This is a genomic window from Pedobacter cryoconitis, from assembly GCF_003259615.1.
Lineage (GTDB): Bacteria > Bacteroidota > Bacteroidia > Sphingobacteriales > Sphingobacteriaceae > Pedobacter > Pedobacter cryoconitis.
Window position 1 is genome coordinate 1 of record NZ_QLLR01000042.1, and the last position, 25297, is coordinate 25297.

At 41.7% G+C, this 25297-nt stretch carries 17 protein-coding genes; 14 read left to right on the forward strand and 3 right to left on the reverse strand.

Annotated elements, in window-relative coordinates; all coding sequences use genetic code 11:
- Nucleotides 1–184 precede the first annotated feature (184 nt).
- The gene (locus LY11_RS24560) at nt 185–1372 is read right to left on the reverse strand and encodes a formimidoylglutamase (protein WP_111636246.1); all 1188 of its coding nucleotides are present in this window, start codon (nt 1370–1372) and stop codon (nt 185–187) included.
- A gap of 73 nt (nt 1373–1445) precedes the next feature.
- Here LY11_RS24560 and LY11_RS24565 point away from each other — a divergent pair, with 73 nt between their 5' ends.
- The 6 genes from LY11_RS24565 to LY11_RS24590 all read left to right on the forward strand — a co-directional run bounded on the left by LY11_RS24565 (nt 1446) and on the right by LY11_RS24590 (nt 8969).
- Nucleotides 1446–2414 (forward strand): NAD-dependent epimerase/dehydratase family protein, encoded by a 969-nt coding sequence (locus LY11_RS24565; protein ID WP_111636247.1) that lies wholly within the window; start codon nt 1446–1448, stop codon nt 2412–2414.
- Nucleotide 2415: 1 nt separating this feature from the next.
- On the forward strand, nt 2416–3714 hold the full coding sequence (locus LY11_RS24570) for an HAD-IB family phosphatase (RefSeq protein ID WP_111636248.1): 1299 nt from the start codon (nt 2416–2418) through the stop codon (nt 3712–3714).
- 1 nt (nt 3715) lies between these two features.
- Nucleotides 3716–4675 carry a tryptophan 2,3-dioxygenase family protein gene (locus LY11_RS24575; protein ID WP_111636249.1) on the forward strand — a complete coding sequence of 320 codons (960 nt, stop codon included), beginning with the start codon at nt 3716–3718 and terminating at the stop codon, nt 4673–4675.
- A 127-nt stretch (nt 4676–4802) separates the two neighbouring features.
- The gene (locus tag LY11_RS24580) at nt 4803–5867 is read left to right on the forward strand and encodes a branched-chain amino acid aminotransferase (RefSeq protein WP_111636250.1); all 1065 of its coding nucleotides are present in this window, start codon (nt 4803–4805) and stop codon (nt 5865–5867) included.
- A 117-nt stretch (nt 5868–5984) separates the two neighbouring features.
- Nucleotides 5985–6713: a DUF4377 domain-containing protein gene (locus LY11_RS24585; RefSeq protein WP_170132769.1), complete on the forward strand. Its 729-nt coding sequence runs from the start codon at nt 5985–5987 to the stop codon at nt 6711–6713.
- A 135-nt stretch (nt 6714–6848) separates the two neighbouring features.
- Entirely contained in the window at nt 6849–8969 is a 2121-nt protein-coding gene (locus LY11_RS24590; protein ID WP_111636252.1) for a DPP IV N-terminal domain-containing protein, read from the forward strand.
- A gap of 52 nt (nt 8970–9021) precedes the next feature.
- On the opposite strand, the gene LY11_RS24595 is transcribed toward LY11_RS24590, so the two are convergent.
- Complete coding sequence (locus LY11_RS24595) at nt 9022–10803, reverse strand: hypothetical protein (protein ID WP_111636253.1); 1782 nt, start codon at nt 10801–10803, stop codon at nt 9022–9024.
- A 59-nt stretch (nt 10804–10862) separates the two neighbouring features.
- On the reverse strand, nt 10863–12641 hold the full coding sequence (locus tag LY11_RS24600; protein WP_111636275.1) for an AsmA family protein: 1779 nt from the start codon (nt 12639–12641) through the stop codon (nt 10863–10865).
- Nucleotides 12642–12825: 184 nt separating this feature from the next.
- Between LY11_RS24600 and miaB the strand changes: the two genes are divergently transcribed.
- The 8 genes from miaB to LY11_RS24640 all read left to right on the forward strand — a co-directional run bounded on the left by miaB (nt 12826) and on the right by LY11_RS24640 (nt 25295).
- Nucleotides 12826–14259 (forward strand): tRNA (N6-isopentenyl adenosine(37)-C2)-methylthiotransferase MiaB, encoded by a 1434-nt coding sequence (gene miaB / locus LY11_RS24605; protein ID WP_111636254.1) that lies wholly within the window; start codon nt 12826–12828, stop codon nt 14257–14259.
- Nucleotides 14260–14295: 36 nt separating this feature from the next.
- On the forward strand, nt 14296–15531 hold the full coding sequence (locus tag LY11_RS24610) for a sigma-54 interaction domain-containing protein (protein ID WP_111636255.1): 1236 nt from the start codon (nt 14296–14298) through the stop codon (nt 15529–15531).
- Nucleotides 15532–15534: 3 nt separating this feature from the next.
- Nucleotides 15535–16044: an LptE family protein gene (locus tag LY11_RS24615; protein ID WP_111636256.1), complete on the forward strand. Its 510-nt coding sequence runs from the start codon at nt 15535–15537 to the stop codon at nt 16042–16044.
- Nucleotides 16045–16100: 56 nt separating this feature from the next.
- Nucleotides 16101–17192, forward strand: a complete 1092-nt coding sequence (locus LY11_RS24620) for a hypothetical protein (protein ID WP_245952883.1) — start codon at nt 16101–16103, stop codon at nt 17190–17192.
- A gap of 14 nt (nt 17193–17206) precedes the next feature.
- Complete coding sequence (secG, locus tag LY11_RS24625) at nt 17207–17566, forward strand: preprotein translocase subunit SecG (protein ID WP_111636258.1); 360 nt, start codon at nt 17207–17209, stop codon at nt 17564–17566.
- Between the two features lie 221 nt (nt 17567–17787).
- Entirely contained in the window at nt 17788–18081 is a 294-nt protein-coding gene (groES, locus tag LY11_RS24630; RefSeq protein WP_111636259.1) for a co-chaperone GroES, read from the forward strand.
- Nucleotides 18082–18131: 50 nt separating this feature from the next.
- Nucleotides 18132–19772, forward strand: coding sequence for a chaperonin GroEL (gene groL, locus LY11_RS24635; protein WP_111636260.1), 1641 nt, complete (start codon nt 18132–18134; stop codon nt 19770–19772).
- 138 nt (nt 19773–19910) lie between these two features.
- Nucleotides 19911–25295 (forward strand): PKD domain-containing protein, encoded by a 5385-nt coding sequence (locus tag LY11_RS24640; protein WP_111636261.1) that lies wholly within the window; start codon nt 19911–19913, stop codon nt 25293–25295.
- Nucleotides 25296–25297: the final 2 nt, after the last annotated feature.

Genomic DNA, 25297 nt, shown 5'->3' on the forward strand with positions numbered 1-25297 from the left:
AATGAAACAATCAATGGAAACCCAAAGGCATCAGAGAACTTTCGTAAAAGTAGCAAGCCTGGAAAGGTGACTGCGATGGAAATGTTGAGTACAATAAATTAAGACCACATTTTAGTTGTAAGCTGTGGTCACCGCGGAACTTTTGTTCATCAAAAACAAGACAAATGGACTTCATCCAATTAGTCTAAAGCAGCTTTTGATAAGTACGCCACCATAAATCAGGCACTTCCCCGTTAACAGCCATGGTATAATCTTCATAACGGCAAGGCACCAAATGGAAACGCTCATTTTTAGACACTCCCGAAGGATAGGGAACCTGCATCCACCAACGGTCAGATTTCTTGCTTTTCACAAAAAGCATTTCACCTGAACCATCGTTTAAGCTTGCACGATAAATTAAATATTGAGACTTAGGGTTTAATGGAAAATCTTTTTTACGGTTATAAAAACCATCTACAAAATACCAAACCATCTGGCCCAGCAACATTGCTGACTGGCTGCCATGATCAAACGTGGGGTTAAATTCATAAAAGCCAATAGAGGTTAACTTATCGTTTAATCCCGCATAATGGGCAATCTTGCAAGCCTGCTCTCCATAAAAACCATTAGGGCCGGCATTCCCGTTTCCAGAAGAATCTGAAGATCGGATGCACGAAAAGTCAAAGCTCATCATGTTTGCATTTCTAATGACAGGTTCAGCAGAACTCACATCAGTCAGAAACTCGCCCAAACGGTGAACATCGAAATATAGCTTATTCATCACTTTTAGACTATCTTGATTCACCAGGTAGGTCTGATAACCGATATTGCTAAAATTAAACAGGTAATTAGGCTGGTGCATAAAGATTTTATTCAGATAAGTATCCGATCTGGTCGCAATACTACCCTGCTCATTTTCATCCTCATCCAGATCAAATTTACTATCAACCACCACCAGATCTACTTTCTGCTCCAGCGCTTCGTAAGCCATGTATTGCGCATAAGTCAGATCCTGGCCACCACCAATAATAACCGGCACAATATCCAGTCTCATCAACTCAGTCACAACCATTTTAAGCGCGACATAAGTATCAGAAATCGTCGCTCCGGCTATAATGTTCCCCAAATCAACAATCCTGCTGTCAAATGCACCTTCATGCAGCAAATAAAACTGCTCCCTGAAGTAATCAGGACCTAAAGAACAACCATTATTGTTTACCGCAGCACGGTCATCCTTTACCCCCAGAATCGCAATATCGAACGTTTTATCACCCAGTTCAGGAAATTTTTCCGTGTAAAAACTAGCCTTCATTCCCAGCTGACTGGTATAAAAGCCCTGTTTAGGCGTGAATTTTTCGAGAGCTAAAGGGGAGAAAAAATCGGATAAGGACATAATTAATGGTATCTATGCTGTCAAATATCTATTTTTGAGATCATATATTAATGAACATCCTAAAAAAAATGAAATGATTTTAGTTACCGGTGCCACAGGATTTTTAGGAGCTGAACTCATTGACCAGCTTACCGGGCAAGGAAAGAAATTACGTGCCCTGAAAAGAGAAGACTCCGTAATACCTGCAATACTAACCGGCAATACATTGATTGAATGGGTAGTAGCCGACATTAATGACCTCTCTACGCTTGACGATGCTTTTGAAAATATCACAAAAGTATACCACTGCGCAGCTAAAGTATCATTTGATCCGAAGGATAAAGCAACCCTGCTGAAAGTTAACATTGAAGGAACCAGTAATGTGGCTAATTTATGTGTACACCATAACGCGAGGCTCCTTCACGTCAGTTCTGTTGCCGCATTGGGGGAACCTAAAAAAGGTATGCAGATTACCGAAAAAGACTTTTGGGAATACGATGCCAATGTCCACTCCTATGCCATTTCCAAATACGAAGGAGAAATGGAAGTATGGCGCAGTATGGCGGAAGGCCTGGACGCAGTGATTGTGAATCCATCGGTCATCATTGGCCCTAATGCCGGATATACAGGCAGTGGCGCGATCTTCAAACTCGTTAAAGACGGTTTAGGCTATTATACCAAAGGAGCAACCGGAATTGTGGATGTCGAAGATGTAGCAAAAAGCATGATCCTGTTGATGGAAAGTGAGATCACAGGTGAAAGATTTACAATATCAGCTGAGAATTACCATTATAAGCAGTTTTTTTCAGAGATTGCTAAAGGAATGGGTGTTAAAGCCCCATCCAAAGAAGCTAAACCGTGGATGCTTGGTCTTGCATGGCGGGCAGCAAAACTAGCCTCCTTATTCACAGGAAAAGCAGCCGCACTGACCAGCGATGCCGCTAAAAGCAGTTTAAATATCAGTTTATACAGTAACGATAAAATCAGGAATAGTACGGGTATCACCTTTAAGCCCCTGCATCAAAGCATTCAGGAAGTATGTGCAGGTTTAAAAAAACTTTAAAATGAAGCAAAAGAATATTTACATCATTGATTTCGACAGCACTTTCACACAGGTAGAGGCTCTGGATGAGCTTGCCCGCATTTCCCTCAAAAAACATCCCGATAAAGAAGCCATCTTCAAGAAAATTGAAGACCTGACTAACCTGGCAATGGAAGGAAAACTATCATTTGGTGAGAGTCTGGCGCAAAGAGTAAAATTACTGGAAGCCTCAGAAGATCACCTGAAACAATTGATCACCCGGTTAAAGAAAAAAGTATCAAAATCTTTTTCCCGCAATGCGGAGTTCTTTAAAAAACATGCAGACCAGGTATTGATCGTATCGGGTGGCTTTAAAGAGTTTATTACCCCGGTAGTGAGCCAGTACCATATCAAAAAAGAAAATATTTACGCGAATACTTTTGTGACTACAGGTGATGGCAAAATCATTGATTATGATCATGCCAATCCATTAAGTGAAGAAGGTGGCAAAGTAAAATTAATGCAGCACCTGAACCTTGAAGGCGATTTATACGGCATCGGTGATGGTTATTCGGATTTTCAGCTTCGTGAGAGCGGAATGATTAAAAAATTCTTCGCCTTTACAGAGAATATTTCCAGAGAAAGTATCGTGAGCAGGGCTGACCATGTGACCCCAAGTTTTGACGAATTCTTATACGTTAATAACTTGCCGCGGGCGATTTCTTATCCGAAAAACAGGATTTTATGCCTGGCAATTGGAGATATTCCGGAAGAAAGCCTGGCACTTTTAAAGAAAGACGGTCTTTCTATCCGTCACAAAACGTCTTTTGAAGACAAATATGTCAAAGATGTCCATATGGTTCTGCTGGGAAAAGGTGAGAAAATGGACCCGGAGAAATTAAGGCTTGCACTGAAGTTAAAAACGATTGGTTACCTGGGCAGTACCACCAGCAAACTGGATTTGCAGGCATGTACAGCTATGGGTATCGTAGTTTTTGAAGATCCGAAGAATAACCCGAGAAACGCCAATTTCATCCCTAAAAGGATGTTGGATTTCATGAACAAAGGGACTACTTATCTGAGTGTTAACTTTCCGAATTTACAGTTGCCGAGAATTGATGCTTCACACCGGTTAATTCACGTCCACCATAACGTTCCGGGGATTATGGCTCAGATTAACACAGTTTTTGCGAAACATAATATCAATATTGTAGGCCAGTTCCTGATGACCAATCCACTGATTGGTTATGCAATTACAGACATCAATGCAGAATATGATAAAGACCTTTTTAAGTCTTTAAAGAAAATTGAACAAACTATAAAATTCAGAGTACTTTATTAAAATGGAGCTTACACCAGAAATAAAAAGCAAGCTGGATAAATTACAGGAAAAGTATGAAGCTATGGGCCAGGATATGGCCGCCTATCTGGATGGGTTGCTTTATGCCGACTTCTTAACTTATTGGGATTATATCCATCTTGACACCTTACTGAGTCTTCAGAGTCCTAAAACACCCTTTCCGGACGAAGAGATTTTCATTATGTACCATCAGATTACAGAGCTTTATTTTAAGCTTTGCCTGCATGAGTGTAAACAAATTGCAGAACATCCTGCGCTGACCGTTGAGTTTTTCACGGCGCGCGTGAAACGTATCAATGCCTATTTCAATGCACTAACCAGCTCTTTCGACGTGATGGTAGACGGGATGGAAAAGGAACAGTTCCTTAAATTCAGAATGTCTCTGTTACCAGCCAGTGGTTTTCAATCTGCGCAGTACAGAATGATCGAAATTTGTGCAACTGATTTTACCAGGCTGGTCGATAAGAGTAAAAGAGAAGAGCTTGTCAATGCCAGTTTAGAGGAGAAATTTGAAAATATCTACTGGAAATTCGGGGCTACTGAATTATCGAGCGGAAAACAAACACTCACTTTAAAACAGTTCATTACCAAATATGCTGCACAGTTTTTGCAGTTGGTTAAAGACCGGGAGTTCAACAATTTTTCTGCTTTGTATACGCGCTTTGAAAAGGAAGGTCAGAATGTGAGTTTATTGGCTGAAGAGTTAAGAAAACTGGATCTGTTCGTGAATGTGGAGTGGCCGTTGTCACACTATAAATCGGCAGTCAGATATTTAGAGCGTGACCCGGTAGACATCGCTGCCACCGGAGGAACGAATTGGCAGAAATACCTGCCTCCGCGTTTCCAGAAAAGAATCTTTTACCCATTTTTATGGACGGAAGAACAATTGGAAGAATGGGGTAAGTCGTGGGTGCTGGGTGTACTGAAAAGTATCAAAAAATAAGTCAATGACTATAAACCGCTCTTTAATGACAACACAGTGCCCGGCACCGGACAAATGTCATAAAGAGAAATAAAATATTATATAAGACGAATATTTCGTAATTTTGTACTGACAAATAAGAGAAACCGTGATAGATACATTAACTATAAAAACCACAAAAGCTGGTCATTCCAGACTGGCTGAAACAGATTATACTGACTTGCCTTTTGGAAAAGTTTTTACAGACCATATGTTCGTGGCTGATTACGAAGACGGTGAATGGAAGAATTTTGAAATCCTTCCTTATGGCCCGATTCCGATGAGCCCTGCTATTTCTGCTTTACATTATGGACAGGCAATTTTCGAAGGGCTGAAAGCTTACAAACAGGCAGACGGTGGCGTAAGTGTGTTCAGAGCTGATAAAAACTTTGCACGTTTTAATAAATCTGCAACCCGTATGGCGATGGCAAATATTCCTGAGGAAGTTTTCATGCAGGGTATTGCAGCGCTGATCGACATTGATAAAGCATGGGTTCCGGCTGAAGAAAATTATTCTTTGTACCTCAGACCAGTGATGTTCGCTACAGATCCTGTTTTAGGCGTAAGACCGTCCGCAACTTACAAGTTTGTAATCCTTGCCAATCCAAGTGCTCCTTATTACAGTAAACCTTTAAAAGTTAAAATTGAGACGCATTATACGCGTTCTGCTGAAGGTGGTGTTGGTGCAGCAAAAACTGCAGGAAACTATTCAAGAGCAATGCTGCCAACTGTGGAAGCGCAGGCTGAAGGTTTTGATCAGCTGATCTGGACTGACGCTAAAGAGCATAAATACCTGGAAGAATCTGGTGCAGCTAACCTGATGTTTGTCATTAATGGTAAAATTGTAACCCCTGAAGTTCGTGAAACGATTCTGGACGGAGTTACCAGGGACACGATTATCCTGCTGGCAAAAAGCATGGGTACTGAAGTAGAAGAAAGAAGAGTACTGATTCAGGAAGTGCTGGATAATATCGAAAACGGAAGCTTAACAGAAGCTTTTGCTGTAGGTACGGCTGCAACAGTTACGCAGATCAGCGAGATCACTTATGAGGGTAAAACTTACCAGCTGACAGATCCTGCTACACGTACAGTCTCTACTGCAATTGCTAAAAAATTAAACGATATACGTTACGGAGTTACGGCTGATGAGTTCGGCTGGAACTGGTCGGTTTAATTCAAAATAAAATAATTTAAAAAAATGGGGATGTTCATAGTTTATGAGCATCCCTTTTTTTATATTTATGGAAAGGTAGCCATTCCGGCATCCTGTTGGGGTAACACAGCACACAAAATGAAAACACAATTAAAAAACTTCAGCACAAAATTAATTCTGACCCTGGCTTTCATAGCGGGTCTTTCCAGCTATAGCAAAGCGGAAGATATCCGGATGGTCGTTAAGGAAGAACGTGCAAACTGTACAGGCATGGGCCCTCAAACCTGTTACCTTGTTAAATATACAACCAGTAAAGATTGGGAATTCTTTTATGGCGGTATTGTAGGTTTCACTTATCAGCCGGGTTACCGCTATACCTTGCTGGTTTCCCGTACTAAACGGGCAAATGTTCCAGCAGATGCTTCCAGCTATATCTACAAAGTGAAAAGGGTTTTAAAGCGCCAGAAAATATCGCGCGGTATCGAAAGCACCTTAACAAATACTGCCGAGGCTAATTTCGTCTTTAACCATAGGTGGAACTTAATTCAGCTAAACGGTATTACACAGGAACAATCACCTGCTTATTTGATCTTTCACCGCGAAGACCAGCGTTTTAATGGCTCTGCGGGCTGCAATAATATTTTCGGAAGTTACGAGTTCAGTAAGGGTGCCATTACGTTTAAACAAATCGGAAGTACGATGATGGCCTGTTCAGAAGAGAAAATGAAACTGGAAAATGATTTTGTAAACCTACTGAATGATAAAACCTTCAGATACGACATTGCTGATCAGACTTTAAACTTTTATCTGGGCAATAAACTGGTCGCGATGTTTGGCATGACTGATCTGGAAACCGGTACGCAATAATAAATTCAAAAACATATCTTCAGGAAAGCATGGTGCATTAAACGCAGCATGCTTTCTTTTTATCAGGTAACATCTATTACACAATACAGATAATGCGCCGCCACTTTCTTAGTTTTGTGTGACTAAAATTCACACATGAAGAATTCTTTACTATTCAGTCTGGCAGCCGGGCTTTGTTTCAGTTTCAATCTGCAAGCCCAGGAGCACAGACTTAATTTTGCTCAAACGCAGGGTAACTTTCCTTCGTTAACGAAAAGCCTGAATAAAGTTACAGGATGGAGTGACGAAAATCATTACATAGAAAAAGACGATAAAACACACCATTTATATGCGGTAGATATAAATTCGGGTAAAAAAACGGCTTATACCCCACCACCTGAAAGCGATGTGGAGGTCACAGTAAAAGACAATGATATTTATATTCAATATGGTAAATCAGCGCCTAAACGCTTAACCAATACTCCTGAAGAAGAGTTAAACCCAACGCTTTCCCCGGATGGTAAATATGTAGCATTCACCCGTAAGAGTGATCTTTACGCTGTTGATGTGAATACAGGTAAGGAAATCAGGTATACGACTGATGCTACGGATGTGATTTACAACGGTTATTCTTCGTGGGTTTATTTCGAGGAAATACTGGGCCGTCCAACAAAATATAAGGCATTCTGGTGGGCCCCGGATAGCAAGCACCTTGCTTTTATGCGTTTCGATGATACCAATGTACCGATGTTCCCGATCAATGGTTCAACAGGACAACATGGTTACGTGGAGAAAACCCGTTATCCAAAAGCTGGAGATCCTAACCCTGAAGTTAAAATAGGATTTGTTCCTTCGGCAGGCGGTAAGATTGTATGGGCTGATTTCAATGAAAAAGACGATCAGTATTTCGGTACGCCATACTGGAGCTATGATGGCAGCAATATGATGGTGCAGTGGATGAACCGCGGACAGGACAACCTGAAATTTTATGCGGTTAAACCAGAAACCGGCGCTAAAAAAGAAATCTATAATGAGAAACAATCTTCATGGGTAGATCTGGATTACGATGGCCGGATTACCTATTTAGAGGATAAAAAACATTACATCTTAAAAAGCGATAAAACAGGCTGGGCACATTATTACCTGTACACACTTGACGGCAAACTGGTCAATGTGCTGACCAGTGGTAAATGGCAGGTGAAAAACATTGTTAAAGTTGATGAGAAAAACAAAGTAGTTTATTTCATGGCGAATAAAGAAGCAAATACGACAGCCGATTTATACCGTGTAAATTACAATGGGAAAGACTTGAAAAGATTGACTTTCGGTGCTTATACGCATGAAGTAGAAATGTCTCCTTCGGGCGATAAATTTATTACGACCTATTCCAATGTTTCCACACCCACTAAACAGGCTTTAGTGGATAACAATGGAAAAATCATCAAAGAAATCGCGGACAGCAAATCTGCTGATTTTGCCAGTTACACTATCGGAAAAACAGAAATGATTACCATTCCAACTGATGATGGCTATAACCTGCCAGCAGTGATCACTTATCCTGTAGATTTTGACCAGACTAAACAGTATCCTGTAATATTCAGTATCTATGGGGGCCCTGATGCTGGAACAGTAAAGAATACGTGGAAAAAAACTGATTTACAGTGGTGGGCAAATGAAGGGATTATACAGATAGAGGTGGATCACCGTGCTTCTGGTAAATTCGGTAAACAGGGTGTCGCGTTAATGCACAGAAACCTGAGTAAATGGGAAATGAAGGATTATATTACGGCTGCAAAATGGTTAAAAGCAAAGCCATGGGTTAATAACAAAAAGCTGTTGATTACTGGCCATAGCTATGGTGGTTATATCACTACGATGGCTTTGACTTATGGTGCTGACTACTTTGATTTTGGTTATGCAGGAGCTCCGGTTACGAGCTGGGAACTTTATGACAGCGTATATGCAGAGCGCTTTATGGATACGCCGAAGGAAAATCCTCAGGGCTACAAAAATGCTTCGGTATTGACCTATACAGAAAAATACAAAGGTTTGCTGCGAATTATGCACGGTGACATGGATGATAATGTTCACATGCAAAACACGATTCAACTGATCAATAAGTTAGAGGACGAGAATAAACATTTCGAACTGATGATCTATCCGGGTGGCAGACATGGTTGGAAAGGTGTGAAAAGCAAGCATGATTTTTCAGAGCGTGCCCGTTTTTATTATATGAACCTGTTAGAAAAACCAGCACCTGCAGAGGTTTTGCAATAACAATAAGCGCTTTAAAACAGTAAAGGCTGAATGACTATATGGTTGTTCAGCCTTATTTTTTTCTTTTCCGCCGCGCCTCTCTCCGCTGCTCCCGATCACTCTTCATCTTCTCAAACTTCGCAATCTGCGCATCAATCTCTGCCTGTTTTTCCGGTGTTAAGCCAACCGTATATTTGATGCCCTGCAACAAGGTCTTCCAAACGAAACTAAAAAAGGAAATCCTCGGATCGCGCTGAAAATAAATGGAAGCCCCAACCATCTTACCCTTCTCATCCGGGTTATCCGGCCTGATGACCAATGAGTTTGCCAGCATCGAAAACAACCCAAGCTTCACTAATCTGTTTTTGCCCTCGACCTTCTTCATTAAACCAATCGACAAATCCTTATAGCGGAAACTCAAATCACCACTAGCCTTTGCCTGATCTGCCACCACATTAAAACTCAACTTCTTCACCATGCCGCTATTTACCTGCAACATACCCAAAGGCTTCGTAATTCTGTTTAAAAAGCCCCCATCCATATCTCCAAGCTCACCTTGATAAGAAAATGCCCCGTTCTTAGCATTAAGATCAAACTTAAAATTGACCATTAACTTCCCCTGCCCCATCATGTAGGTATTCAGATTAGCCAGCATAAAAGGGTTCTTAGCCTTTACCTTCGCCTCATTCGTGACATTTAAAATCGTTCCTGAAGTCTTTTCAAAAGTAATCCTGCCCTTCTGTTTACTATCACTGTCAAACTCCGCATAACTAATATCCACGTCACTCAAATTCAACTTCTTCACGGTTAACTGTGCCTTAACCAGCTGTAACAACTGATGCGGAAATTTCCCCATCCGCTCTACCCCCTGCGAAGGCAGCTCATTATTATTGAAAACTGATACAAAACCATTCGTGATATTCATTTCTTCAGCCGCAAGTTCCTGCTTCTTGATATATAGCGGCAGATCGATCCCGCTCAAACTAATATCACTGAGCTGAATACTAAATCTTTCTTTAGAAAAACCAACCTTACGTCCAAAATCCATTTCCGAATACCGGGGCACTACCGCAAACTTCTTCACATTCAATTTCCCCGTCGAAGCCGCAAAAGAAAACTCATTTAACTGTATATGATATAAACTATCCGGCGTAGCGAACTGATAATCATTCAAATTGATCAATACATCTTTTAACAGGTAAATCCGGGTCGGATCTGTAGCCGACTTCGCATCAATCAGCCAGTCTTTCAACGTAATATCCAGCTTATCCAGAGAATCTACCTCTGGCACAGGTACATTTTTATTGATATACTTGAAACTCACATCCTTTAAACTGATCGTGTTGACACTCACCAGCTTCAAAAACTTAGAAATATATTCGTAAGGAGATTTATTAGGTCTTGGAGGCTTGTTTTCATTGAAATCAAACTGCCTGTTAATCATCACCACCTTAGGATGCTCAAATAACAACTGCTCCACACTCAGCTCTTTATTCCTGTAAATACTGAAAGGATGAAAATTCCGGATGGTCAGTTTCTTCAGGCTAACCTCATAAATATTATTCGGTGCCCGTTTGAGCTTAATCAGCTTATTAAAAATAATAGTATCAGGGATAATTTTCACATCACTCACAGACGCATTCCCCAACAGGAAGTTGGTATTTACAGTAGAAAACTCAATACGATACAGGCTATCCGTAGAATTCAGCACCAAATCCTTCAGTTCCTTCATAATAACAGGCCTTAGCTTCACGCTAAGATACCATGACATCGCGTCTGCCGCTGCAAACAGCAAAAACATGACAGCCGCAACCCATTTAATTACCGTAAATGTTTTTCGGGTTTTTCTCCTCATGCCTAACCAGCGTCTAAAAATTACAATATACGTTTTTAGGAAAATAAAAACCAGTCATTTTACCTCTTCCCGTTAATTCTTTCCGCCTTTTTTACCTGGCGCTCCTTTAATTTATTCACCACCTCTTTCCGGCTTTTTTCCGGACTCTGCATCGGGATGATCCCCAACCCTATCGTTTCTCTCATACCAACAAAAACGCTCTTCCATAATAAGTTGAAAAATGAAGCTCCCGGAGGCCGTTCAAAATGAATCTTCGCCGTCCTCAAATCTCCGCCCTTAGACGGGTTTTCATCCTTAATAATCAATGTATTCGCTAAGAAAGAAAGCAGGCCCTTTTTCTGAACAGGTTTCCCATTCTCCCCTTCTTTTAATAATTTCACTTTCAACTGATTATAATACAGCTGCATAGTCCCGTCAGAACCCTTTTCATTCGCCTGAACATCAAAGTCTATTTTCTGTATCTGCCCGGTTTCAATTTCCACCATACCCAAAGGCTGAGCGAGCGGATTCAATTTCACCATGTCCAGCTTTCCAATATGTCCTTTAAAAGAAAAAGCACCATTTTTTGCCAGTAAATTGAACTTAATCATGATGCTCAGCTGTGCAGCCTTAATCATCAGTGCATTTAAATCGGCCACGGCAAAGTGATTTCTGGCCAGTGAAGAAGGATCATTCGTTACATTCAGTACGTGACCGGTCAGCTGGTCAATATTCACCGTTCCACGCTGCCGGGACATCGGATTATACTCAGTATAGGCCACACTTACCTTATTCAATTTTAACGTATCAATCGTAACTGGTACCGGTAAGCGTTGCAAGGCCATATGCGGAAAGTTATTCCCTTTATTTGCTGCGCCCGGCGGCATTTCCCGGTTCATAAAAACCTTAGCGACAGTTTTACTGACCTTCAGGCTCTGCGCATGGATTACCCGGTCTGTATTAAATTTCACAAAATTAATCCCTGTAAAAGCAATTTCACCAAAAACCAGGTCATACCGATCTTTCTGAACTTTAAGCTTCCTGCTGAAAGCCAGGTCAGGATACATCGGGATCATTTTAAATCCTTTGATCCTGATCGTCTGACCAGTTGCAGATCCGGTTATCGTATCTACTTTCATCGTATAAAGCTTATCCTTCGTTAAAGAATGATAACCTGCCAGTTCAAATGATACATCTTTTGCATAATAAAACCGCGTTGTATCTTGTTCGGTAGCCGCATCCAGCTTAAAATCACGGATCTGTACGTTCAAATGTCTGACTGAATTCAGTAGGCGGCCATCTGATCCGTTGATATAGTCAAAATCAGCATCTGCAATCTTAATTCCTCCGATATGAACAGCTGCAAGCGTTTTTGAAATCAGTTCATAAAGACTGCGTTTATCTTTTTTAACGGTATCAGGCTTTTTATCAATTTTATTGTAAATCATATTAATCGAAGGGTTCTCCAGAATAATATCATTCATCAGTATTTTTTTATGCCGCCAGACTTCAAATATCCCGATATGACGCAATCTTAAACGTGCTAACTTTACCTGGAACAAGTGTGTAGGTGCTGTTCCTAATTTCTTTCTTGCGTTAAAAACTGCAGTATCCGGTGCCAGCAAAATACTGTCAACGGTCACACTTCCGGAGAGCAGGTTCAGGTGAATATCCTTAAAGTCAATTTCATAAAGATCAGCTGATCCTTTGGAAACCACCTCTTTAATCTTTTTAGTCAGCACAGGTTTCCACTGCATACTCAAATAAAGTGATGCGCAGCCAACAGCGATAATCAGGGTTAAAAGTACTCCAGCGAGCCATTTCCATATTTTATTTTTCCCTGATCTACGGTCTGTCATATTTCTGTATTTAACTAATATTACAGATAATGCCTTATAATGTTTTTGATATTTACAACGTTCAATGTCAGTATAGCGTCTAAAAGGGCAAGTTATGAGGTTAAACCTGATTTTTAAATGCTGCCAATTTGTCATTTACAAATTAAATTTAGTATTTTTGTCCCTTTAAGAATGTTACTCCTTTATGATCGATTTACAGCTAACAGACAAAACACATGATGAAGGCCGCCAGGGCGAAGCTCTGCTTGTTGATGCCCCAAAACTGCTTAATGCGAGGAAGCTATACATTGAAAGTTATGGTTGCCAGATGAACTTCGCTGATAGTGAAATTGTTGCCTCTATCCTGTTAGATCAGGGTTTTGAGACGACAGGTAATTATCAGGAAGCAGACGCAATTTTTATCAACACCTGCTCGATCAGGGAAAATGCCGAACAGCGTGTCCGTAACCGGTTATCACAGTTTGGTATAGAAAAACGTAAAAACCCTAAACTGATTGTCGGGGTTTTAGGCTGCATGGCAGAACGTTTGAAATCTAAATTCCTTGAAGAAGAGAAATTAGTGGATCTGGTTGTTGGCCCTGATGCTTACCGCGATTTACCACAACTGATAGAACAGGTGGGTGATGGTCAGAAAGCAATCAACGTTTTGCTATCCAGAGAAGAAACCTACGCAGATATTAGTCCTGTCCGCTTAAACGGAAACGGGATTACTGCTTTCATTTCCATCATGCGTGGTTGTGATAATATGTGTTCTTTCTGTGTAGTTCCTTTTACAAGAGGGCGTGAACGCAGCCGTGATCCGCATTCTATTCTTGCTGAAGCGCAGGATTTACACGACCGCGGTTATAAAGAAGTTACCCTGCTTGGACAGAATGTAGATTCGTACAAGTGGAAAGGTACCGCAGAAGCCGAAGATGGCGCTGAGATTATGGTCAACTTTGCCCAGTTACTGGAAAAAGTAGCACTGATCAGCTCTGAACTACGTGTTCGTTTCTCGACTTCTCATCCAAAAGATATTACAGACGAAGTACTGCATACTATTCAGAAATATGATAACATCTGTAACAATATCCACTTACCGGTACAATCGGGAAGCAGCAGGGTATTGGACCTGATGAACCGTACTTATACCCGCGAATGGTATATCAACCGGATTGATGCGATCAGAAATATTATTCCTGATTGTGCAATCTCTACAGATATTATCGCTGGTTTCTGTACAGAAACGGAAGAAGAGCATCAGGAAACCTTATCCATGATGGATTATGTGGGTTATGATTTCGCTTTCTGTTTCAGCTATTCTGAAAGACCAGGAACAATGGCTGCAAGAAAACTGGAAGATGATATTCCGGAAGACGTTAAAAAACGCCGTTTACAGGAAATCTTATTGAAACAACAGACTACTTCTCATTACAGGTTACAGAAATCTGTAGGAAAAACAGTCCGGATCTTAGTAGAAGGTTTCTCTAAAAAGTCTGACAAGGACCTTTGCGGAAGAAATGACCAGAACGCCATGATCGTATTCCCGGCAGTAGAAAATGTGAAGCCAGGACAATACGTAAATGTGATTATTGAGCGTTGTACATCAGCGACTTTACTGGGCAGGATTACAGCTTAAAAAATATACTCCAGTGAGCATTTAAATATAATTATTTTGGACGTACAAGATATTAAAAACCGATTTGGGATTATTGGTGGTTCTCCACTTTTAAACCGTGCTATAGATATTGCCAGGCAGGTAGCGCCAACGGATATGTCAGTATTAATTACTGGGGAAAGTGGTAGTGGAAAAGAAGTGTTTTCACACATTATCCACCAGATGAGCACCCGTAAACATGGTGCTTTTATTGCCGTAAACTGTGGTGCGATTCCCGAAGGCACAATAGATTCAGAATTATTCGGACACGAGAAAGGCTCTTTTACTGGTGCTCATGAAGCACGTAAAGGGTATTTTGAAGTAGCAAACGGAGGAACGATCTTCCTGGATGAGGTTGCGGAATTACCTTTAGGTACGCAGGCCCGTTTATTAAGAATACTGGAAAGCGGGGAATACCTGCGTGTAGGTTCTTCCAAAGTACAGAAAACTGATGTCCGTATTATTGCAGCAACCAACGTAGATGTGTATAACCGGGTAAAATCAGGTAAATTCCGTGAGGATTTATATTACCGTTTAAACACCGTGCCTTTGCGCATTCCTGCTCTACACGAAAGAAAAGAAGATATTTTCCTGCTGTTCAGAAAGTTTTCTGCCGATTTCAGCGATAAATACCGTAGCCCGGGTATTCATTTAGAACCGGATGCGATACAGATGCTGAGTAATTACAGCTGGCCGGGAAACGTCAGACAGCTTAAAAACATTGCAGAACAAATTTGTGTACTGGAAAAAGACCGGAATGTAACTGCCGGTGCTTTATTGAATTATATTCCGAATGAAGGAGGCAGCAATTTGCCAATGGCATTGAATAACGGAAGTAATAAAGAAGATTTTTCCGAACGGGACATCCTGTATAAAGTTCTTTTCGACATGAAAAAGGACATGATGGACCTGAAGAAACTCGTTGCTGAAATTATTCAGAGTGGTGGCAATACTTCACATATCATGGAGGAAAACCCGCATTACATCAACCAGCTTTACCAGGAAGTAGATCAGACCGTGAGCAATGATTCCACTTTCATGATTAAAAAATCTCCTCAGAATGCCCCTGTAGACTATAACTACACGCATGATGCGGAAGAGGTGGAAGAATCACTTTCTTTGATTGACAAGGAGTCTGATTTAATCAAAAAGGCGCTTAAAAAGCATAAAGGCAAGCGTAAGTTCGCAGCTCAGGAACTGGGGATTTCAGAACGTACGCTGTATAGAAAAATCAAAGAACTCAATTTAAATTAGGTCATGAAAAGAATCTGTTTATTGCTATTGCTTCCGCTGGCAACTTTAGTGAATTCGTGTTCAGTAAAGTTAAGCGGAGCCTCTATTCCTGCGGAAATGAAAACGGTAGCTGTGTCGTATTTTGAAAATAATGCGCCACTGGTTATCCCTACATTGAGTGCAGACTTTACGGAGGCATTAAAACTGCGTATCCGGAATCAAACCCGCCTGATAGTTACCCAGAGTAACGCGGATGCTATTTTTGAAGGCCGGATTACAGGTTATGACATCCGCCCTATTGCCCTTCAGAATAACAATGCACCAAGTGCAGGTGGAAACAGGCTGACCATTAAAGTAAGTGTAAAATACACGAACAACCTGAATCCTAAACAAAGTTTTGAAGAATCATTTGAGCGGTTTAAAGATTTTGACATGAGAGGCCAGAGCCTGGAATCTGTTCAGCTCCAGTTAAATAAAGATATTAACGCACAGCTTACTGAAGATATATTCAACAGGGCCTTTGCGCAATGGTAAAAGAGCTGAAAAAACCGGTATATTAAATGAATTTCAATTGTTAACTTAGCCTCATAATGCTGGATAAAGACATACAACAACAACTTGCTGAATTAATTGCGGACCCTCAAAAGGTTTCTCCGCAGCATACGGCTATGTTGAGCGATTTGTTGCAGACTTACCCATATTATCAGCCATTGCATTTGTTATTAGCCAAAGCCGATCTGCAACGTGCAAAAAGTACGAACCAGCTTGTTCAGGCTTCTCTATATACCAACGGTTCAATTTTACACCAGTTTCTGTTCAAAAAAGAAAATACACCAACTACCTTTTTGATCGTCAACGGGTGTGCAGGGATCAGAGAAGAGAATGAACAGGAAAGTTTCGATGAGCTGGAAGAAGTGTTTGAGGAGATCGCAGAGGTTGACCATACCAATTACCGCCCATTCAGAAATTCAGAGTCCGGTGCTGAAACAATAACTACGCACGAAACTACAGAACGCAAGAATTCTCTGGAAGATGATTTCGTTTTTGAAAGTATTGCCTCTTCAGATTTCTTCGCCTTTGAACAGAACTTCAGTACCACAGAGGTTGCTGAACCACAGCATCAGCAAAAGGTTGAAGAAGCTCCGGTTATTGAAGAGCATGAATCACAGGCGGCGGCCGAAGTAGAAACCAGTCAGGTCAGCAATTACCATGACGAAAATCTGCCTTACACCTTTTTATGGTGGCTTGCCAAGACCCGCAAAGAGCATCAGAGCATATTTCAGCCTTATGCTCTACCCAAAACAAATAACGCCCAGGAATTACAGCAGCAGTATGTGGAACATATTTTTCATATTCAGAGCCATCTGACCGGAAGTGAAGCCTTGCTGGGTACCGAAGAACAGCCAAGGCCTGTCACCAAAGATGCAGAGATCATCGAAAGCTTTATCAAAAATGATCCGCAGATCCTGCCCCCTAAACCTGAGCAGATCGACAATGAAAACAAGGCAAAGAAAAGTGCAGAGGATCAGAATGACCTCGTATCTGAAACACTGGCCAATATTTACATCGAGCAAATGCTTTACGACAAGGCGATAGATACTTATGAAAAATTAAGTTTGAAGTTTCCAGAAAAAAGACGTTACTTTGCCGACCTTATCCAATCTATAGAAAAGAAAATTTAACCATTTAACATACTATGCTTTTTTTAATTATTTTATTGATCATTATTTGTGTTGCATTAGGCCTGTTTGTTTTAATACAAAATCCTAAAGGCGGTGGTCTGGCAACAGGCGGGTCGGGAAGCAATATGTTCGGTGTACAACGTACAGGTGATGTACTTGAAAAAGGCACCTGGGTTCTTTTAACTTTAGTTGTTGTAATTTCACTGGCAATTACTGCGATTGGAAAAACAGGATCAACCGGAGCTACTGGCGGCGGCGATTCTAAAATTCAACAGCAATTGGATAAAACACCTACGCCTTCTCCAATTGGCGGTGGTATTAAACCAGCTACAACTCCTGCTCCTGCAGCTACGCCGGAAGCACCAAAAAAATAAGCTTAACTACAGTATTAAAGAAGCCCGTCAGAAAACAATTCTGACGGGCTTCTTTCGTTTATCCCTGCCAGTCTGACACAAAAAAATAGGCGCTTAATCTATTAGCTGACAAGCCTGTGTAAATTTGGCAACCGAAAGCTCCTTGGCATAAAAACTGTTGTGCCTTTAGCGTTATTATACAATTTATACGTTAACCTTTAAATTAAAACAATAATTAAGTTATGGCTTTAAACATTAAACCCATTGCAGATAGAGTAGTTGTTGAAGCTGCTCCTGCCGAAGAAAAAACTGCTTCGGGTATTTATATCCCGGATACAGCTAAAGAAAAACCTCAGCAAGGAACAGTAGTTGCAGTTGGCCCGGGTAAATATGCCGAGTTAACAGGAAACTTAGTACCATTGAGCGTTAAAATTGGTGATGTAGTTTTATATGGCAAATACGGAGGTACTGAAATTACTTTTGAAGGTAAAGAGTATCTTATTATGCGTGAAACTGATCTTTACGCAGTTCTTTAGTTGTTGGTTTAACCCGGCAAATCTCACCAAATATTAAAAAAAAGTTAAAAATGGCAAAGCAAGTAAAATATAACGTAGAAGCCCGTGACGCACTGAAAAGAGGTGTTGATACTTTGGCTAATGCAGTAAAAGTAACTTTAGGTCCAAAAGGACGTAATGTAATTATTGATAAAAAATTCGGTTCACCAGCAATTACGAAAGATGGTGTTACTGTTGCAAAAGAAATTGAATTAAAAGACCCTATCGAAAACATGGGTGCTCAAATGGTTAAAGAGGTTGCTTCTAAAACTGCTGACATTGCAGGAGACGGAACAACTACTGCAACTGTATTGGCTCAGGCGATCGTTACAGCGGGTATCAAAAACGTTGCTGCTGGTGCAAATCCAATGGATTTGAAACGTGGTATCGATAAAGCTGTTACAGCAATTGTAGCAAACTTAAAATCTCAGTCTCAAACTGTTGGTGAAGACAATAACAAAATCAAACAGGTTGCATCTATCTCTGCAAACAATGACGAAGTTATTGGCGCACTGATCGCTGAGGCAATGGGTAAAGTAGGTAAAGATGGTGTAATTACTGTTGAAGAAGCAAAAGGTACTGAAACTGAAGTAAAAACAGTAGAAGGTATGCAATTTGACCGTGGTTACTTATCTCCATACTTTGTAACTAATGCTGATAAAATGGAAGCGGAATTAGAAAACGCTTATATTTTGATCTATGACAAAAAGATCAGCAACATGAAAGAATTGTTGCCGATTTTAGAGAAACAAGTTCAGACTGGTAAACCATTATTGATCATCGCTGAAGATTTAGATGGTGAAGCTTTAGCTACTTTAGTAGTGAATAAAATCCGAGGTTCTCTGAAAGTTGTTGCTGTTAAAGCTCCAGGTTTTGGTGACCGTAGAAAAGCAATGTTAGAAGATCTTGCTATCTTAACAGGTGGTACTGTAATTTCTGAAGAAAGAGGTTACAAATTAGAGAATGCTGACCTTACTTATTTAGGTACTGCTGAGAAAATCGTTGTAGACAAAGACAATACAACGATCATTAACGGTGCTGGTTCATCTGATGATATCAAAGCCCGCGTTAACCAGATCAAAGCTCAGATCGAAACTACAACTTCTGATTACGATAAAGAAAAATTACAAGAGCGTTTGGCTAAATTAGCTGGCGGTGTTGCAGTTCTTTACGTAGGTGCAGCTTCTGAGGTTGAAATGAAAGAGAAAAAAGACCGTGTTGATGATGCTTTACATGCAACCCGTGCGGCTGTTGAAGAAGGTATCGTTGCTGGTGGTGGTGTTGCTTTCATCCGTGCTATCGAAGCTTTAGAAGGAATGAAAGGATCTAACGAAGACGAAACTACTGGTATCGCAATCGTTAAACGTGCTATCGAAGAGCCATTACGTCAAATCTGCCAGAATGCAGGTATTGAAGGTTCTATCGTAGTTCAAAAAGTTAAAGAAGGTAAAGGTGATTTCGGTTACAATGCCCGTACTGATGTTTATGAAAACTTAATCAGTGCAGGTGTTATCGATCCAACTAAAGTTGGTCGTGTAGCTTTAGAAAACGCAGCTTCTATTGCAGCGATGTTGTTAACAACAGAGTGTGTATTAGCTGATGATCCTGAAGATAATGCAGCAGGTTCTGCTATGCCTCCTATGGGTGGCGGTGGAATGGGCGGAATGATGTAAGTCAATTCTGTTAATTGCTGATTAAAGCCTCCAGTCTTAAAACTGGAGGCTTTTTTACGTCTAAGAAATTTCAACTCTTTGTAAGGCAGGTGCTTGGAAAAATAGATTCTATTTTCTAAATTGATATACCGATACAATATGAGGAAAATTCTAACTGTCTTTCTCGCTCTCTTCCTTAATATTATATCCTTTCATTCCAGTGCTCAACTTACCCTTGGAATGGTGGATGGAGGACCTTATGCGCCCGGATCGAGCCTTAGTGCCACTTTTAGTATTGGAGAAAGCAGCTGTATCCGGATAGGTAATACGTTTAGCCTGGTTTTAGTCAACAATGCAGGCAACGAAATTACACTCGGCACTTACAATGGGTTCTATACCACTTTTGTCAACGGAACGATACCAGCAAATACACCAGCCGGCACAGGTTATAAAGTAAGGGTTAAATCTTCAAACCCTGTATTGAGTACTGATTTGTCAGCTCCTTTTGAGATCAAGGCCGGAATGCCGGTTACAGCTGCACTCAGCAGTGTAGCCTCTACAATAAATACGAATCCGTTGACTTTTGGTTCCTGTAACAGCGCAGCAGGCACGGAATTCAACTTCACGAATGAGTCCACGACCGATATAGCCACAGCCACAGTTAGCAATGAATTAAATCCGGGAACTCCGGTTACGTTAACCTATTCAGCCGCAACTAAACTTAATACTTTCACAGCAGATCAGGCGCACTATACCGTTTTTGTGAAAGCAGCTTCCCCCGATGGGATAATAGGTACGCAATCCTATTTTTTAATCAACAATCTTGCAGTCACTGCCTTTACGACAACCAGCAGCAATACCGTCTGCTTTCCGGTTGGTTCTTTTGAATATGGGGTCGAAGTAAATAAAATTACGGGTATCGCGGCCAATTTTCCGGGAAATACTTATAAAATAGATTGGGGGGACGGGAAAACAGATGAGTATACGATTTGTGACATCAAGGCGAACAACAACAAGGTACAGCATACGTTTACGAAATCATCTTGCGGATTTACATATACAACAGGCAATCAAACGAATTACAATGCTTTTGGAATTAATGTCGGCGTTTATAGTCCGTATTGCGGGGCTATTGGAACGCCTATTTCAACAACAGCCAGGGTAGTTTCCAGGCCCGTCAATAAGTTTGATGCACCTTCTGTAGTTTGTGTGGGTGACCGGGTAATCATGAGCAACCAATCTACCGCCGGACAAAATCCAAATTCCAGCTCTACGGGTTGTAGTGATAACAATGTACTTTATACGTGGTATGTGGATGGGGTCAGAGTATTAACTGATGTTTCGTTTGCTACTCCGCCGCCAAGCCCTGTTTTCACAACCAAAGGCCCGCACGTGATCCGCATGACTTCAAAAAGTAACGGCAATTGCCAGGCTGATGACGCGGAGAAAACTATTTGTGTACAAGATCCTCCAAAACCTTCCTTCACCTTGGGGAATCCGGTGATTTGTTTAACTCCGGGCACGTTAACTCCTGTCAATACTTCTGTACTGGACAATACCTGCCCGAATGCCGGCCCTGTTTATACGTGGGCAGTTACTCCGGCAACCGGGGTTACCTTTGATGCAAATACCGCTACTCCGCAATTTAAGTTTACGCAGACCGGGGTGTATAATCTAACGCTGGCTGTTCAGTCCGGAACCTGTACAGTGACCAGTGCTCCGCAGAAAATTGTGGTCAATACACAGCCCGAAGCTACTTTATCGCCAGATGTTACGCTGTGTGCTACTGGAAATTACACTTTTAATCCTACCGCAGGCCCTACGCAAACCACACTGAATGGAACAGCAGAAGAACCCAGCGGAACTTATACATGGACAGTGACCAGTACGGGTAATTACACTTTTATATCACCTGATGGCCCAAATACTAAATATCCAACACTTAATTTTGCTGATTACGCTGTTTATACGGTAACGCTGACGCATACTAACAATTGCGGGACTATAACAAAAGCGCAGAAAATCACACTTTCCAAATCACCAAAACCTGAAATAACTGCCGCTGCCAACCCGGTTTGTTATAATTCAGCGATCAGTCTGACCGGGAATATTATTGACAATAATCCAAATACCACTTTTGAATGGGTAAGTAATGGAGGTGTATTTTCCGCACCAGATAATCTAATTACAACTTACACCCCTACTGCTGCTGAACGCAATGCCGGAGCTGCAATGGTTATTCTCAGAGTCAAAACTGGTCTTCCCGCACCTTGTGCAAGCGTTGAGGCAAATATTTCCGTACAGATTTACCCTAACAATACCGGAACAAATACGACGCAGAATATTTGTTCCGGTCAGGCTGCTTTTCATACGCCTGCATCCATTGTAACAGGCAGTACTTTTACGTGGACAGCTGCAAATGCCGACGGAATGGCTACCGGGTTTTCAGCAACGGGGTCTGGCCCGGTTAATCAGGTCATCACCAATACAAATGCAACAGCTAATGCTGTAGTCATTTATACGGTTACCCCTAAAAGTAACGGATGTGATGGCGTACCTTATACTTTTACTGTAACGATTACACCCATACCAGTAGTTACAGCCACCGCAGCCCAACCCACAATCTGCGGAAATGAAGCTGCTGGAATTACACTGAATTCCACGATAGCCAATACTAAATATACCTGGACAAGTACTGCCACTGCAGGCATCACCGGGAATACAAATCAAGCCATTCCAATTGCAGTCACTGCAATTCAGGATATTTTAGTGAACAGCGGTGCCACACAGGGAACGGTAACTTATACGATTACCCCGGTTTCCACAACCAGTTGCCAGGGAACACCAGTTACCATTACTGTCAAAGTGGATGCGGCGATTACGATTGCCAGCGCCGGGCCAGCACAGATTTTATGCGCAAAATTAAGTACATCAATGGCCGGGAACACGCCTAAAACAGGAGAAACAGGACAATGGTCTGTGGTATCCGGGACACTGGTCATTGCTGATCCTTCCAACCCGCTAACGCAGATTACCGGACTTACCCCAGGCCAGACTTATGTGTTAAAATGGACAATCGCAGGCGCTGCAAACTGTACACCAACAACGGCTGAGGTAACCATTACCAACCTCCCTGCTGTCAGCAATACGATTAGCAGCAGCAGCGCTGAGGTATGTTATGGACAAACAATTGACATCACAGGTGATACGCCAACCGGAGGAAACGGGACCTATACTTACCTCTGGGAAAGCAGCACCGACAATGGGGCTACATGGAATGTGATTAGCGGACAAACCTCAAAAGACCTGAATTTCAAACTTTTATCTACTTTAAGTTTCCGCAGAACAGTAACCAGTGGCCCCTGCCCTATGCTGAGTAATGTGATTCAGATAATTGCCCAGCCTCCAATCGGCAATAACACTATCACTGCTGACCAAACAATCTGTACAGGCTTAATTCCCGCAGCTTTGACTGGCAGTACGCCCACCGGATCTGACGGTCATTTTAATTATCAGTGGCAATCCAGTCCGGATAATACGGTTTGGACGGACATTAGCGCAGCTGTATTTTCAGGCTATATACCACAAGCGTTAACTGCCACTACTTTTTACAGACGTGTGGTGAGTACACAGGCTTGTAATGGAGCTTTACAGAGTATCAGTCCTTCCGTAAAGATTACCGTCAAACCCAATGCGAAAGCTGAATATACTTTTACCGCAGATAACGGCTGTATTCCTTTTGTTTTAAATATAACAGCCATTACTTATCCCGATCGCAATGCTAGCTACACCTGGTATGCTGACGATTTACAAATTGGAACTGGCAGCAATTTCCCGGGTTATACGATGAAACTCAGCAATAGTACAGTTGTGATTAAACTGGTGGTCACCAGCAGCCTGGGCTGTACGCAAGATGAATTCAGCCACACCTTTAGTACGATTGAGAATGTCGTCCCTGCTTTTACACAAAGTGCCAAAGAAGGTTGCGGCCCGCTGAAAGTCAATTTCATCAATACCTCTACCTCTTTGACCAACGCAACTTTCTTCTGGGATTTTGGGAATGGCGTAACTACCACACAGGTTATGCCCGGACAGGTTACTTTCCAGCCAGATCCGCTCGGTAAGGACACCACTTATAAAGTTGCACTGACTGCCACAACCTCTTGTGGAAAGGTTACCGTGGTATCAGGAGTTTTTGTAAAAGCCAGACCCATTTCTTTATTCTCTCCTGATCAAACCGTTGGCTGTTCGCCGATGAAAGTAACTTTCAGCAATACTTCTCCCGGGGGGACCAATACCTATTACTTTGATTTCGGGGATGGCACGTTGCTGACCAAAACTGATAAATCACCCGTAACACATACCTATACCACAGGAGCTGTTAAAGAATATGTTGTAAAAATGGCTGCGCAGAATGAGTGCGGAAGAGAAGAAACTTCTTATACGATCCGGGTTTCTCCGAATACCATTTTACCGGAATTAGTTGTCAATGCAGATGAAAAAGAAGGGTGTGCACCTTTGAAAGTTAATTTTTATAACAATAGCAAAGGCGCAAGCAGTTTTCAATATGATTTTGGGGATGGAACTACCTTAATTACCCGGTCTGCACCCGAAGTTGTGGCGCATACTTTTACGTCTTCAGGAACCTTTACCGTGAAACTGACCGCTTCAAACGGGTGTTCTGACACCACAACTACCGAAACTATCAAAGTGCTTCCACAGCCCGCTGTTGCCTTTAACGGGGATATACTTTCAGGCTGTCCGGGACTGGCTGTACAGTTTAAAAATACCAGCAGTGGCGGGATCAGTTATTTATGGGATTTCGGGGATGGGACAACATCCTCCGAATTTCAGCCAGAACATACCTTCGGCGGCAGCAAGGAATTTTACACGGTTACCTTAAAGGCGACCAATTCTTTAGGTTGTTCCAATGTTTCGGCGCTAACCGATTATATCCATATTGTACCCCCTCCAGTTTCGCAGTTCAACGTCTCTCCTTCAACGGTTATCAGTATCCCGGATTATACGTTCCGGTTTGAAGACGAAAGTACCGGAAGCCCGGCAGTGTGGTTCTGGGATTTCGGAGATAAACAAACTTCGATCCTGAAGAGTCCTTCTCATACCTATCTGGATACAGGAACATATGTAGTTACCTTAAGAGTAACCAATCAGCAGGGCTGCTTTGCCACCACCTTCAAGAAAGTTTCTGTGGTTGGTGTGCCGGGCTATTTGTTCCTGCCCAATTCCTTTATGCCCGGTAGTGAAACACCCGAACTGCGGATTTATAAAGCCAAAGGATCGGGAATCAAAAACTGGCGGATGAGCATTTTCAATAAATGGGGACAAGACTTATGGGAAACAACCCTGCTCGACGATGGCCGGCCTGCTGAAGGATGGGACGGGTTATTCAAGGGCAGCCCCGCCCCCCAAGGCGTATACTTTTGGAAGATTGATGTAGAATTCATTAACGGCATGGAGTGGAAAGGAATGACTTACGATTCTTCAGCACCAAAAAGAACAGGAATTATCCACTTAATCAGATAACC

What these genes read in the sequence shown, in the direction of transcription:
- LY11_RS24560 (WP_111636246.1), bottom strand. Translation starts at nt 1,372, where the DNA reads ATGTCCTTATCCGATTTTTTCTCCCCTTTAGCTCTCGAAAAATTCACG.
- LY11_RS24620 (WP_245952883.1), top strand. Translation starts at nt 16,101, where the DNA reads ATGCTGGATAAAGACATACAACAACAACTTGCTGAATTAATTGCGGAC.
- LY11_RS24570 (WP_111636248.1), top strand. Translation starts at nt 2,416, where the DNA reads ATGAAGCAAAAGAATATTTACATCATTGATTTCGACAGCACTTTCACA.
- LY11_RS24585 (WP_170132769.1), top strand. Translation starts at nt 5,985, where the DNA reads ATGAAAACACAATTAAAAAACTTCAGCACAAAATTAATTCTGACCCTG.
- LY11_RS24565 (WP_111636247.1), top strand. Translation starts at nt 1,446, where the DNA reads ATGATTTTAGTTACCGGTGCCACAGGATTTTTAGGAGCTGAACTCATT.
- LY11_RS24640 (WP_111636261.1), top strand. Translation starts at nt 19,911, where the DNA reads ATGAGGAAAATTCTAACTGTCTTTCTCGCTCTCTTCCTTAATATTATA.
- miaB (WP_111636254.1), top strand. Translation starts at nt 12,826, where the DNA reads ATGATCGATTTACAGCTAACAGACAAAACACATGATGAAGGCCGCCAG.
- secG (WP_111636258.1), top strand. Translation starts at nt 17,207, where the DNA reads ATGCTTTTTTTAATTATTTTATTGATCATTATTTGTGTTGCATTAGGC.
- LY11_RS24575 (WP_111636249.1), top strand. Translation starts at nt 3,716, where the DNA reads ATGGAGCTTACACCAGAAATAAAAAGCAAGCTGGATAAATTACAGGAA.
- LY11_RS24590 (WP_111636252.1), top strand. Translation starts at nt 6,849, where the DNA reads ATGAAGAATTCTTTACTATTCAGTCTGGCAGCCGGGCTTTGTTTCAGT.
- LY11_RS24600 (WP_111636275.1), bottom strand. Translation starts at nt 12,641, where the DNA reads ATGACAGACCGTAGATCAGGGAAAAATAAAATATGGAAATGGCTCGCT.
- groES (WP_111636259.1), top strand. Translation starts at nt 17,788, where the DNA reads ATGGCTTTAAACATTAAACCCATTGCAGATAGAGTAGTTGTTGAAGCT.
- LY11_RS24595 (WP_111636253.1), bottom strand. Translation starts at nt 10,803, where the DNA reads ATGAGGAGAAAAACCCGAAAAACATTTACGGTAATTAAATGGGTTGCG.
- groL (WP_111636260.1), top strand. Translation starts at nt 18,132, where the DNA reads ATGGCAAAGCAAGTAAAATATAACGTAGAAGCCCGTGACGCACTGAAA.
- LY11_RS24615 (WP_111636256.1), top strand. Translation starts at nt 15,535, where the DNA reads ATGAAAAGAATCTGTTTATTGCTATTGCTTCCGCTGGCAACTTTAGTG.